This window comes from Roseateles toxinivorans, from assembly GCF_004362525.1.
GTDB classification, from domain to species: Bacteria; Pseudomonadota; Gammaproteobacteria; order Burkholderiales; family Burkholderiaceae_C; genus Paucibacter; species Paucibacter toxinivorans.
On sequence record NZ_SNXS01000002.1, the window covers coordinates 13676 to 26503 of the forward strand.

Here is a 12828-nt window from a genome sequence, read left to right on the forward strand (position 1 = left end):
CCATGCTGAGCTACCTGATCAAACGCGTACTACTGATGCTACCGACCCTGCTGGGCGCGCTGACGTTGACCTTCGTCGTCGTCCAGTTCGTGCCGGGCGGCCCTGTGGAGCAAATCATGGCTGAGGCCGGCGAGAGCGCCAGCGGCGCCACCGAGGGCTTCTACAGCGCCGGCCGCGACAGCGACCCCCGACAGGTGGAAGAGCTGAAGAAGCTGTATGGCTTCGACAAACCCCCGCTGCAGCGCTACCTTGACATGCTGTGGGAGTTCGTGCGCCTGGACCTCGGACGCAGCTTCCAGCAGAACAAGAGCGTTTGGGCATTAATTGTCGAGAAGCTGCCGGTGTCGATCAGCCTGGGCGTGTGGTCGATGCTGCTGTCGTATGCCATTTCTGTGCCGCTGGGCATTGCCAAGGCGGTGCGCCAGGGGCAGCGCTTCGACGTCATTACCTCGCTGCTGGTACTGCTGGGCTACGCCATCCCGGGCTTTGTACTGGGCGTGCTACTGATCGTGCTGTTTGCGGGCGGCAGCTTCTTCGAGCTGTTCCCGTTACGTGGTCTGACCTCCGACGGCTGGGCCGATATGACCTGGCCGCAGCGCATCGCCGACTACGGCTGGCATCTGACCCTGCCGCTGATCTGCATGACGCTGGGTGCCTTCGCCGTGACAACAATGCTGACCAAGAATGCATTTCTCGAGGAAATCCGCAAGCAATATGTGCTGGTGGCCAGGGCCAAGGGGCTGTCGGAGCGGACGGTGCTGTGGAAGCACGTGTTCCGCAACGCGCTCATCCCGCTGGTCACCGGCTTTCCGGCGGCATTCATCGGCGCCTTCTTCGCCGGGTCGGTGCTGATCGAGACGCTGTTCTCGCTTGACGGTCTGGGCCTGCTGGCCTACGAGTCAGTGGTGCGGCGCGACTACCCAGTGGTGCTCGGCTCGCTCTACCTGTTCACACTCTTGGGGCTCGTCGTCAAGCTGCTGTCTGACGTGCTGTACGTGTTGGTCGACCCGCGCGTGCAATTCGGCGCTATGCAGCGCTGATGGCTGCGACATGAACAGTTCCAACATCGCCCAAACCAGTCGGTCCGCAACGCCCGCGGCCGAAGTCGCGCGCTCGCCAGAGCAGCGCGCCTGGGCCCGTTTTAAGTCCAACCGCCTGGGCTACGGCTCGCTGTGGCTGTTTGCCTTCTTGCTCGTTCTGTGCTCGCTGGCCGAACTGGTGAGCAACGACCGGCCGCTGCTGGCGCACTACAACGGTACGCTCTTCACGCCGATACTGCACAACCCAAGCGAGGTGGCGCTGGGAGGCGATTTCCACACCCCCGCCCGCTGGACCGACCCGCTGATCGCCGAACAGTTTGCAAAGCCTGGCAACTGGGCCGTGTTCACCTTCAACCGCCACTCGGCGCAATCCACCAACCCCTTCCTCGACGCGCCGGTGCCGGGCCCACCGGACAGCGAACACTGGCTGGGCACCGACAGTCTGGGGCGCGACATGTTGGCGCGGCTGCTCTATGGTTTTCGCGTGAGCATCTGTTTTGCGATCGTGTTGACCCTGATCGGCACCATGCTGGGCATCGCGGCCGGCGCCATACAGGGCTACTTCGGCGGGCGGCTGGATCTGTCGATGCAGCGGCTGATCGAAGTCTGGGGCGCCGTGCCCGAGCTGTACCTGCTGATCATCTTCGCTTCGATCTTCGAGCCCTCGCTGCTGCTGCTGCTGGTGCTGCTCTCGCTGTGGGGCTGGATCGGGCTGTCTGACTATGTGCGCGCAGAGTTCCTGCGCAACCGCAACCTCGAGTACGTGAAGGCGGCACGCGCGCTGGGCCTGTCGCACGCCACCATCATCGCCCGCCATGTGCTGCCCAACTCGCTGGCACCCGTCATCACCTTCCTGCCCTTTCGCATGAGCGGCGCCATCCTCGCGCTGACCTCGCTGGATTTCCTGGGCCTCGGCGTCCCGGCTTCGACGCCGTCGCTGGGCGAGCTGCTGCGCCAGGGCAAGGACAACCTCGACGCGTGGTGGATCATCGGGCCGACCTTTCTCCTGCTGGTGGCAACCATGCTCATGCTGACATTCATCGGCGACGCCTTACGCGACGCTTTCGATACGCGCAAGTCATGACACCCCACCCCGCACCATTGCTGCAAGTCGAAGCGCTGGACGTGCGCTTTGGCGCCACCCACGCCGTACGAAAGGCGAGCTTTCAGATCGCGGCCGGTGAGAAATTCGCGCTGGTCGGCGAGTCCGGGTCCGGCAAGTCTGTCACCGCCCTGGCGCTTTTGCGTCTGATGCATGGCGCTCAGATCGGGGGCCGCATCCTCTTCGACGGGCAGGACCTGACGGTCTTGCCCGAGGACCAGATGCGGGCCCTGCGCGGTGCGCGCATTGCGATGATCTTTCAGGAGCCGATGACGGCGCTCAACCCCGTTTTTCCGGTGGGCAGCCAGATCGCTGAGGTGCTGCAACTGCATGCCGGGATGGATCCCAAGGCAGCACGTCAGCGCGCCATCGATCTGCTCACACGCACCGGCATTGCCGACGCCGAGCGTCGAGTGGACGACTTCCCGCACCAACTCTCCGGCGGCCAGCGGCAGCGCGTCGTGATTGCCATGGCCCTGGCCTGCAAGCCCAGCTTGCTGGTGTGCGACGAGCCGACCACGGCGCTGGATGTCACCGTGCAGGCGCAGATCCTCGCACTGCTCGACGAGCTGCAGGCGGAAATGGGCATGGCCTTGCTGTTCATCACCCACGACCTTGGGTTGGTGCGTCGCTTCACGCACCGTGTGGGCGTGATGGAACGAGGGCTTCTGGTGGAGACGGGCAACACCGAAGCTGTCTTCGCCGACCCGCAGCATCCGTACACCCAGAAGCTGCTGGCGAGCCGCCCACAACGCGCCGTTCAGCCGCTGCTGGTGCAGACGCCGGAGTTGTTGCAAGGGCGCGGAATGCGGGTGGAGTACCACCGCAGCGCCACCTGGTGGCGCAGGGAAGTGAACGCTGCCGTGGACGGCGTGAATCTCGCCGTACGGCGTGGCGAGACACTGGGCATCGTGGGTGAGTCAGGTTCCGGAAAAACCACGCTGAGCATGGCGCTGCTGGCGCTGCAACCTATGGCGCAAGGTGACGTTCATCTGGGCAAGCAGCGCATGGACACCGCCCGCGGTGCGGCGCTGCGCCAGCTGCGCCGCCGCGTGCAGGTCGTGTTCCAGGATCCATTCGCTTCGCTCAGTCCGCGCCTCACGGTCGGGCAGATCGTTGGCGAGGGACTGTCCCTGCACCGGCTCGAGTTGACGCCCGCCGAGCGCGAGCTGGCGGTGCTGAAGGTGCTAGATGAGGTGGGCCTGTCGTCGCGCCAGGGCGTCGATGGCGTGTTGCATCGATACCCGCATGAGTTCTCTGGCGGCCAGCGCCAGCGCATTGCGATCGCGCGTGCGCTTGTCATCGCGCCAGACTTGCTGATCCTCGACGAGCCGACCTCGGCGCTCGACATCTCTGTGCAGAAGCAGGTGCTGGAGCTGCTAGCCGAGTTGCAGCGCCGGCATGGCCTCAGCTATATCTTCATCAGCCACGACCTGAGCGTGATTCGCGCCATGGCGCATCGCGTCATGGTGATGCGGCACGGCCGCGTGGTGGAGGAGGGCGAAACCGAGGCGCTGTTCGCGGCGCCGCGTGAGGCTTACACACGCGAGCTGCTGGCTGCAACCCAATACGACTGGGAACGCTGCGCATGACCAAATTTGGCTCCAGTCTGTCCTACCCGCCGAGCCCGCGTGGCGCCGATGAGGAGCTCTTCCACGGCCGACGCATCGGTGATCCGTATCGATGGCTGGAGGACCCCGATTCCCCGCAGGTGGCGTTATGGATCAAGGCGCAAAACGCGCTGACCGACAGCCTGCTGTCTGGCAACCCTTGGCGCCAGGCCCTGCTGGCGCGCCTGACGCAGCTGCAGCAGTTCGAGCGCCGCACGCCGGCGGCTTGTGTGCAGGGCACGCTCTACCATTGGCGCAACACCGGCCTGCAACGACAACCTGTACTGTGGGCAGAAGCCTTGGATGGCAGCGCCGAGCGGGTGGTGCTGGACGCAAACGAGCTCTCCGCGGATGGCACCGTGGCGGTTGCCGATGTGGCGGTGAGCCCCGACGGACGCTGGCTGGCCTACGCCGTAGCCGACGGCGGCTCCGACTGGCGGCAGTGGCGGGTACGCGATCTGTGCTCGCTGCAAGACATGCCCGATCGGCTTGACCACGCGCGCTTTAGCGGCGCAGCCTGGCTGCGCGACAGCAGCGGCTTCGTCTATGGCCGTTATGGCGCCCCGGCGCGCGGCCGGCATGCTGCGCTCATCGACCATGAGCTGCACCTGCATCACGTCGGCAACGCACAGGAGACCGACACGCTGCTCTACAAGCGTGCTGACCAGCCCCGATGGGTCTACAGCCCGCACATGAGCCGCTGCGGCCGCTGGCTCGTCGTCCGGATCTGGGACGGCAGTGCCAATCACAGAGTGCATCTGGTCGATCTGCACGCCCCTGACCGCAAGCCACTGCACTTGCTGGACGAGGGCCACGCGGCCTATTTCTGGGTGGGCAGCACAGCGGGTGGCGAGCTGCTGTTTCACACCGACGCGCTAGGCGGCACCGGCGCCGTGATCGCGATCGACCCCCAACGGCCGCAGCGCAGCCATTGGCGCACCGTGGTAGCACCTGGCCCGCAACGGCTGGAGTCGGCAGTGCTCAACGGCGCGCACCTCGTGTTGTGCACCTTGCACGATGGCGCAAGTGAGTTGCACCGGATGCAATTGGATAGCGGTGCACGCGAGCCGCTGCCACTCCCAGCCCTTGGCACCGCCAGCGGCTTCATCGTCGAAGACGCGACGCTGCAGCCGGCCGAAGCCGGCGCCCTGCACTTCAACTTCATGTCCTTCACCGTGGCCCCCACCGTGTTGCGGATTCAGGATGAGCGCAGCGCGGCAAGACCATGGTTCGTGGCGAAGTTGCCCTTCGATGGTGCTGACTACGAAACGGTACTCGAATGGGCGGAGAGTGCCGACGGCACGCTCGTGCCGATGCACATCACGCGCCGTCGAGGCCTGGTGCTGAACGGCCAGTCCCCTTGCCTGCTGATCGGCTACGGCGGATTTGGGATTTCGCAGCGGCCTGGTTTCGTCGCGTCGCGCATCGCCTGGCTGGAGATGGGGGGCATGCTGGTGCAGGCCATGCTGCGGGGCGGCGGCGAGTACGGCCGAGCGTGGCACGACGCCGCGCGGCTGGAGCACAAGCCACGCACGTTCGAGGACTACATCGCCGTTGCCGAGTTCCTCGTGCGCAGCCGCCATACTCGACCGCAGCTGCTGGTAGCACATGGCGGCAGCAATGGTGGGCTGACAGTGGCTGCCAGCGTGCTGGCACGCCCCGATCTCTTCGGCGCGATGGTTTCGGCCGTGCCCGTGCTCGACATGCTGCGCTATCAGCGCTTTGGCATCGGCGCAGCCTGGGCGTCCGACTACGGCCTTGCCGATAAGGCCGAACAGTTCACCACGCTGATGCAGTACTCGCCGCTGCACAACGTGCAGACCGGCCGCCGCTACCCCGCCACCTTGCTGCTGACGGCCGAACGCGACGACCGGGTGCACCCGGCGCATGCCTTCAAGTTCGCGGCGACGATGCAACAGGCTCAGGCACTGGCACTGGAGCCGACCGCGCCGGTACTGTTGCGCGTTGAGCAGCGTGCCGGCCACGGCGCCGGCAAGTCGGCACGGGCCGACGTGCATGAGAAGACGGACCTTTACACCTTCATCGCCCTGGCACTGGGCCTGCCGTACCAATCTGGGGACCTATCTTGACCCCAAGCAACCTGCTCGCGACCATCCTGACCCTCACCTTCGTCATGACATTCAATCCCAGTATCGCAGCCAACATTGCCGGTGTTGACGTCCCGCCTCCGCTGCCTGCGGTCGACGTCGTCGACACCTTGTGGGGACAGCCGGTGCCCGACCCTTGGCGGCGACTGGAAGATCTGACCGACCCGGCCGTGCAAGGCTGGATGCGGCAGCAGGCTGACGCGACCCTGCAGATACTGAACCGGATACCCGGCCGCGCTGCTCTGGTGCAGCGTCTGCGCAAGATCGATGACGGAGCAGCTGGCCAGGTCGGCAACGTGGTGCGCTGCCCCGACGGCAGCCACTTCTATCTGCGGCGCAACCCGGACGAGGAGCAGTTCAAGGTCGTGCGGCGCGGCGTCAGCGATAACACGGATACCGTCGTGCTGGACCCGAGCCAGATCGAACGCGGCGGCGGTCCAAAGGCCGCCGTGATGGACTACCAGCCCTCACCCGACGGACGTCGGCTGGCCTACTCGCTGCAAACCGGCGGCGCCGAGCAGGGCACCTTGCACGTCATCGACCTGGCCACCGGTCGTGCGCTGATCGAGCCTGTCACCGGTGTGCGCTACCCGCAGGTGAGCTGGCGCGGCGACAGCAGCGGCTTCTTCTACACCCGCCTGCGCGAGGGCTACGGCGAGATGTCGCAAGCCCAGCGGCAATTGGACCAGCAACGCCGCTACCGCACGCTGGACGGAGAGGCCGGCGATCGCTTCGTGATGAGCGCGAGCCAAGCGCCCGAACTGGGACTGCCCAACTTCACGCATCCTGGGGTGTTCGAGATCCCCGGCACCGAGCAGGCGGGCGCTTGGATCGCTTATGGCGTAGAGCCCTATGGCGCACTGGCCATCGCCGAGATGCGCGACGTGCTGCAAGGCAGAGCCCGTTGGCGTCTGGTGGTCAGCCGTGCCGATGAAGTGATTGCCGCCAGCATGGCCGAAGGCAACATCTACCTGCTGAGCACCCGCGACGCACCGCGGGGCCGGGTGCTTAGACTGTCGCTGAAAGACCCCGTGCTCGCCAGGGCGACGGTGGTGGTGCCGCAGGGCGAGGGCGTCATCGTCAGCATCGCCGCAGCGCGCGACGCACTTTATCTGACTCGCCGATCCGGCGTACAGGTGGTGCTGAATCGCCTGCCACACGCCGCGGCGCCACCCGCGGCGCACAACCCATTGCAGCGAGTGGAGCTGCCCGTGGAAGGCCGTGTCGCTTTGCGCTACGCGCACCCGCAGCAAGACGGCGTGGTGCTGGCTGTCGGCGGCTGGACCATGGCCTCCCGCATCTGGACTTACGACTCCACCAAGGCCGAGGCGCGCCTGCTGCCGCTCGGGCGCGCGGGCCGCTTCGATGTCCTGGCCGGCTACGTCGCCCGGGAGGTGATGGTGCCGGGGCATGACGGCGTGCGAATACCGCTCAGCCTGGTGATGCGCGCCGACCTGCCGCGCGACGGCCGCAACCCGACCATGATCTTTGGCTACGGTGCCTACGGTATTCCCAACGATCCAATGCTCAACCCGCACACGCTGGCCTGGATGGAGCGTGGCGGCATCTTTGCCGTGGCCCATGTGCGCGGTGGCGGCGCCTTGGGTCGTTCGTGGCATGAAGCCGGCCAGAAAGACTCCAAGCCCAACACCTGGAAAGACGCCATCAGCATCGCACAGTGGCTGGTCGATCAGCGCTATACACAGCCGGCCAAGCTCGGCATTTGGGGTGGGAGCGCCGGCGGCATCCTGGTGGGCCGTGCCATCATCGAGCGCCCCGACCTATTTGCCGCGGCGGTGCCCGCCGTGGCGGTGCTCGATGCCCTTCGCGCCGAGCACATGCCCGGTGGCAGCGCCAACGTTCCTGAGTTCGGCACCGTCACGCGCGAGCAGGATTTCCCAGCTTTGCTGGCCATGAGCAGCTACCATCAGCTGCATGAGGGGCAGCGTCTGCCCGCCGTGATGCTGATCCACGGTGTCAACGACAACCGCGTGCTGGTATGGCAATCGTCCAAGTTCGCCTCTCGGCTCGCGTCGCTGAAGTCCGCCGGCAAACCGGTGCTGCTCAATCTGGACTACGAAGCTGGTCATGGGCAGGGCAGCACCCGTGAGCAGTCCCGCCGACAGATGGCCGACATCTGGTCGTTCATGCTGTGGCAGTTTGGTGATCCGGACTTCCAGCCGCGACTTGCACCTTGAGTCATCGGAGGCCGCATCCTCAACGAGGACTAAGGAAACACAGCCCATCATCTTGCCTGCTGGCAGACTGAACGAAGTCACTACCCGCAGCAGAGAGCTCGTCCGTTGCCATGCCGTCGCCGTCGGCCACCACTACAGACCAATGCGCAGAGGTCGGGAAGGTGCTTTCGCCGGAACGCACCGCAGACATTCGTCAGGCTGGCGGCTGCGGCCTATCCTGGCCACGGACGTCCGCAGTTCAATCTAGCCTAGGCAATGACGCCAACAACAGGTCATCACTTGGCCAAACTGAAAACATCTCTCCGCGTTGTCGACACTCAACTGCACGCGCTTCAATACTCAGCGACGGCAAGGGCATCAGCTGCGTGTCAACGGGCATCAGTACAAACCTCTGAATGGCTGCGAACATAGCCCACTTGTTGCAGGCGAGCTCGCAGAGCATGACGCGGCCGTCGAGGGCATCTATCAGAAGCTGATTGCCAAGGCCGCGAAGGCATCGCAGCCGGTCGTCAAGCCAAGCAAGACGAGGAGCAAGGGCGCACGGAGCGCCCAAATGGTCTGACCGTCGGCCAGGTGAAATCTGGCGGTCTCTCCTTCGAGCCTATGCCGAGCTTAGGTTTCGGCACCGGGGTCAACGAGTGACTGCTCCTCAGCCCACTCATGCCTCGGCACATCAGCGACGGACGAAGCTGTTGGCCTTGGGCAGGTTGCCATTTCGTTCCTCGACGCCCACGTCGCCCATCGCTCAAGTGGACCACCTTTGGCAACTCACGACGCGTAATCGTCCAGGCAAGTCGTGTTGAGGCGCCGAGCTGAGCCAAGGATGCTCGTGTCCGCCAGGAGCACTGATCATGGACATGATTCTTGCCGGCTCAGCGGCCAACTTCAAGATGGGTTGGCCGGACGGTTACGGCGGTTCATAGTCAGTCCTTGCCGCGGCGACCACGGGTCTTTTCTAGGGCATCCAAGTCTGTCCAGGTGAGGTCAGTCGCTCGACGCACGACGCCGCTACAGGTCCAGGTGGAGAACGAGCTCCCGTCGGCCTTTCATCAGTCAGAACCGCTCGACGAAAGCCAGTACTCGAGCCTCGCCCACGCCGTCTGGTTGGAAACACCGCGGGCCGGGTCACAGGCGATCACCACGTCCGCCTCGACCAGATGCGGAAGCAACTCAGGCTGATCATCGAGCACACGGAACATAGACGGATCCAGGCGAAGCCGCCTAGCGAATTGAAGAATCGACAGCTCGCCATCGAGTCCCCGGTCTGTGGCCCCAACCAGGCGGTCGCCGACTGGACCCAACAAGCGCCGGATTTCTGCATCGATGTGAGTCATGCGCCAAGAGGAATGCACAACCAGGCCTACTGCCGCGTATGGAGCCAGCTGTTCCGCCAATTGGTCGGTGTGAATGAACAGGCCAGCGGCTGGCTGCTCTTTCAGCGGAGGGCGAACGGATCCGAGCTCTGCATGTGCCTGGGCTGGATGCAACACGCCATCGAAGTCGAGCAATAGAAACCGATCAAACTGGCCAGTGGACGCAAGGACTTCGGCCGGAATTTCAAGGGCAAGACGGTCGAATGGTCGCCGCGCAACTCGACAGGTCATCACGTTCCCTCTGCTTCCGCCAACACCAACACCCGAGCTCCAGGCCCGCGCTCAACAGCTTGGCACGACGTGAGTCCATCGAGCTCAATTAAGGTTGCTTCCGTCCACACAGGAGCGGCCATGCTGCTCGAATCGAATGCAGTCAAAATTTCCGCATCCGAGCTATCTTCGGTGCGACCGGGTAGGCGAGTCAATGCTCGAATCGTGTGTGAGATATCCGAACGCTGTGCAGATGAGAATACTTCTTGGCCAGCGCACGACGTTCAAGGCGAAGAGCGACCAAGGCCGGCCAGATCCATCCGGCGAAGGTCCGCTTGTGGTGCTGGCGGACAAGACCCGATGCCGGCCATCAGCGGCCATCTGATGCTCGAACTCGAATGGCTCTTGAAGGCGGAAAGCGGACTCCAATGTCAGACTGGCGCGGCCCAGGATGAAGCTCGCTGGTCGGGGTTTCGCGGCAGACTCCGGTTCGACTTGCAGCGCAGTTACGACAAACGAGCCTCGGGGCAATTCATGACATCCCCTTCGAGCCTCGATACTCCAAGCTGATGACTGATACCCCACCCCACCCATTGAGCCATTCCTACGCCGTCGTCGATGTATTCAATGGCACGGCATTCAAGGGGAATGCCGTGGGTGTTGTCTTCGATGCAGATAACCTCTCCGATGCCGAGATGCTGTCCTTCACGCGATGGACCAATCTCAGCGAGGCGGTTTTCGTACTGACGGCTACGGATCCCCTGGCTGACTACCGCCTTCGCATCTTCTCTTCGCTGCACGAGCTTGACTTTGCAGGTCATCCAACACTGGGTGCCTGCCATGCCTGGTTGGAGAAGACCGGGCATCAGGCTCTGCGCGACTACGTGCAGCAGTGTGGTGTCGGCCTGGTGACTTTGCGGCGCTCGGTCGAGGGGCTTGCCTTCAGAGCCCCGCCTCTCATCAGGTCTGGGCTCATTGACGCGTCGTTGCTGGAACGGGTGTCTTCCGGGTTGAGACTTCAGGCTGTCGGGGCGCGCCTGGTGTCTGCCCAATGGGTGGACAACGGTGCTGGTTGGCTCGCCCTGATGATCGATGATCGCGACAAGTTGCTGGCCCTGAAACCCGATTTCGCTCAACTTGATGGGCTGGCCATCGGCGTTTTGGCACCGTGGCGCAGTCCGCCGTGCGACGGCGAGGTCGACTTCGAACTCCGCGCGTTCATCGCAGGCGACAGCTTGCCCGAGGATCCGGCAACGGGCAGTCTTGCAGCGGGCATTGCCCAGTGGTTCGCACAGACCGGTCAAGCACCCAGCTCCTACACGTTCAGCCAAGGCACTGCTCTGGATCGTCCCTGCCGGATTCGCGTTTCGACCATGGCTGATGGCATCTGGATCGGCGGTGCGACAAAGACATTGATACGCGGACAGGTGCAGTTCCCAGGCTCAGTTGCAACTCGTGGATGAAGATCTCGGGATTGAAATGCCTTGACCAGCCATCAATAAAGCGAGGGCGCTTTGTCAGGCGTCGACGAATATCACCTTGCCGGTGATGAAGCTATCGACCGAACGCTCGAACGCTTTACCTACCAGCGCGCTGGGTACCGGCTGGAAGCCTGGCATCATTTCCCCATATACGTCCCATGCCTCCTCGAGAACTGTAGGGTTGACGACGTTGATGCGAATTTGGCGTGGAAGCTCGTGCGCTACGCATTGTACGAAGGTGTCGATGGCGCCGCTCGTGGTGGCGTCCGCAATGGCCATAGGAATGGGTTTGACATTGAGAATGCCCGAAATCAGCGTAAACGAGCCGCCGTCTTTGATGTAGTTCAGACCCACATTTACTAGATTGATCTGGCCGACCATCTTGCTCTGGATAGTCGTGTCCCACTGCTCATCGGTCATTACGCTGAAGTTGGCGTATTCGCAGTAGCCTACGGTATTGACGACGGCGTCGAACGACCCGACTTTTTCGAACAACGCCCTGATCGACGCCTTGCTGGTGATGTCGACCTTGTGGTCGCAGCCTGTGCCTGAGCGACTGGCGGTGATGACATTGTGCTTCTTGAGGCCTGTCATAGCGGCTTGGCCCATATGCCCTTGGGCGCCAATCAAAATTACAGTTTTCATAGAAATGCTTGGTTAAATGCTTGGGAACCGGTACTTTAGGCACCCACGGATACAATGACAATCACGATTGGCTTGTATGAGATACAACTCAAATGACAGAAAGAATCGATGTAAGGCACATGCGGGTTTTGCTTCATCTCGTGCGCGAGAAAAACGTTTCTCGCGTTGCTGAGCGACTTGAGATATCGCAACAGGCGGTCAGCAATTACCTTAAGCGCTTGCGTGAAGTCTTTCCCTATGAGCTTTTCCTGCGGCAGAGCGCAGGCCTACAGCCAACCGACTACGCGTATGAACTAGCAGCCAAATTCGAAAAAATAATAGAAGAGGTCGACGGTGTTTTCAATTCATTCCCATTCGATCCTGTAACGAGCGAGTACGTGTTCAGGGTCATCGCAAATGAATATGCACAACTGTCTATCATTCCGTCGCTCTCGCTGCTCATGCGCAAACGCGCAGCCGGGGTGAAGCTTGAAGTCATTGACTTCAATCCTACTCAACATACCAAAATGCTGGAGCAAGGGGAGGCTGATCTGGTGATTGGTTTTTCTGACTACGTCGATTCAGGACTGGTACGAAAAACGCTGCGACGCGATCATTACTGCTGTGTCGCCCGGGAAGATTCGATTCTCTCTCGGCAGATAAAAGAGCTAGGCGATGTGTCTTCCCATCCCCATGTGGATTTCGCCAGCGGTGTAGGCAATTTGGGAAGCCGATTGGATGATTTCCTTGGCGCCCAGAAGGTGAGTCGCACCGTGATTGCCACTTTGCCCTGCTACACGTCTCTGCAGGCGTTTATGCGCGTGAACGACACATTAGCTTTTGTACCCTCGGCAATTGCCGCCGCTGGAGGCTTTCAGGTGATGGATATAGACATGTCTTCCCTGAGTTTTAATGTGGTTATGGGGCGGCATCGCAGAGCTTTGGGTAGTGCAGCCGGAGATTGGCTTGCCCGAGTGGTCGAAGAACTGGCCGCGTCGACTTAGTTATAAGTCACGCAGGGGATGCAGCGTATTTGTCGAGTCCCGGATGAATGGCTCCTCGGCGGACAATATGCGATCCTT

Annotated in this window: 9 protein-coding genes; 7 read left to right on the plus strand and 2 right to left on the minus strand. The window is 62.7% G+C overall.

Going from position 1 to position 12828, the window contains the following annotated elements:
- Nucleotides 1-2: 2 nt before the first annotated feature.
- From DES47_RS05780 to DES47_RS05800, 5 genes are read left to right on the plus strand one after another with little or no spacing between them, the layout of a single operon-like run.
- Nucleotides 3-1040, plus strand: a complete 1038-nt coding sequence (locus tag DES47_RS05780; RefSeq protein ID WP_133699752.1) for a microcin C ABC transporter permease YejB — start codon at nt 3-5, stop codon at nt 1038-1040.
- 10 nt (nt 1041-1050) lie between these two features.
- Complete coding sequence (locus DES47_RS05785; protein WP_208114919.1) at nt 1051-2124, plus strand: ABC transporter permease; 1074 nt, start codon at nt 1051-1053, stop codon at nt 2122-2124.
- Entirely contained in the window at nt 2121-3734 is a 1614-nt protein-coding gene (locus DES47_RS05790) for an ABC transporter ATP-binding protein (protein WP_133699753.1), read from the plus strand. The genes DES47_RS05785 and DES47_RS05790 overlap by 4 nt, the downstream gene beginning before the upstream one ends.
- Nucleotides 3731-5842, plus strand: coding sequence for a prolyl oligopeptidase family serine peptidase (locus DES47_RS05795; protein WP_133699754.1), 2112 nt, complete (start codon nt 3731-3733; stop codon nt 5840-5842). Before DES47_RS05790 ends, DES47_RS05795 begins: the two co-directional genes overlap by 4 nt.
- A complete protein-coding gene (locus DES47_RS05800; RefSeq protein ID WP_133699755.1) occupies nt 5839-8058 on the plus strand; it encodes a prolyl oligopeptidase family serine peptidase in 2220 nt (739 codons plus the stop codon). The genes DES47_RS05795 and DES47_RS05800 overlap by 4 nt, the downstream gene beginning before the upstream one ends.
- A gap of 1049 nt (nt 8059-9107) precedes the next feature.
- Here the strand turns inward: DES47_RS05800 and DES47_RS05810 are convergent.
- A complete protein-coding gene (locus DES47_RS05810) occupies nt 9108-9662 on the minus strand; it encodes an HAD domain-containing protein (protein WP_243748255.1) in 555 nt (184 codons plus the stop codon).
- 548 nt (nt 9663-10210) lie between these two features.
- On the opposite strand from DES47_RS05810, the gene DES47_RS05815 reads away from it, so the two are divergent.
- Entirely contained in the window at nt 10211-11104 is an 894-nt protein-coding gene (locus DES47_RS05815; RefSeq protein ID WP_133699757.1) for a PhzF family phenazine biosynthesis protein, read from the plus strand.
- Nucleotides 11105-11158: 54 nt separating this feature from the next.
- On the opposite strand, the gene DES47_RS05820 is transcribed toward DES47_RS05815, so the two are convergent.
- Nucleotides 11159-11767 (minus strand): short chain dehydrogenase, encoded by a 609-nt coding sequence (locus DES47_RS05820; protein WP_133699758.1) that lies wholly within the window; start codon nt 11765-11767, stop codon nt 11159-11161.
- A 92-nt stretch (nt 11768-11859) separates the two neighbouring features.
- Between DES47_RS05820 and DES47_RS05825 the strand changes: the two genes are divergently transcribed.
- A complete protein-coding gene (locus DES47_RS05825) occupies nt 11860-12750 on the plus strand; it encodes a LysR family transcriptional regulator (RefSeq protein WP_133699759.1) in 891 nt (296 codons plus the stop codon).
- Nucleotides 12751-12828: the final 78 nt, after the last annotated feature.

Coding starts and splice junctions, on each gene's coding strand:
- DES47_RS05820 (WP_133699758.1), bottom strand. CDS start 11,767: ATGAAAACTGTAATTTTGATTGGCGCCCAAGGGCATATGGGCCAAGCC.
- DES47_RS05810 (WP_243748255.1), bottom strand. CDS start 9,662: ATGACCTGTCGAGTTGCGCGGCGACCATTCGACCGTCTTGCCCTTGAA.
- DES47_RS05785 (WP_208114919.1), top strand. CDS start 1,051: ATGAACAGTTCCAACATCGCCCAAACCAGTCGGTCCGCAACGCCCGCG.
- DES47_RS05780 (WP_133699752.1), top strand. CDS start 3: ATGCTGAGCTACCTGATCAAACGCGTACTACTGATGCTACCGACCCTG.
- DES47_RS05815 (WP_133699757.1), top strand. CDS start 10,211: ATGACTGATACCCCACCCCACCCATTGAGCCATTCCTACGCCGTCGTC.
- DES47_RS05825 (WP_133699759.1), top strand. CDS start 11,860: ATGACAGAAAGAATCGATGTAAGGCACATGCGGGTTTTGCTTCATCTC.
- DES47_RS05795 (WP_133699754.1), top strand. CDS start 3,731: ATGACCAAATTTGGCTCCAGTCTGTCCTACCCGCCGAGCCCGCGTGGC.
- DES47_RS05790 (WP_133699753.1), top strand. CDS start 2,121: ATGACACCCCACCCCGCACCATTGCTGCAAGTCGAAGCGCTGGACGTG.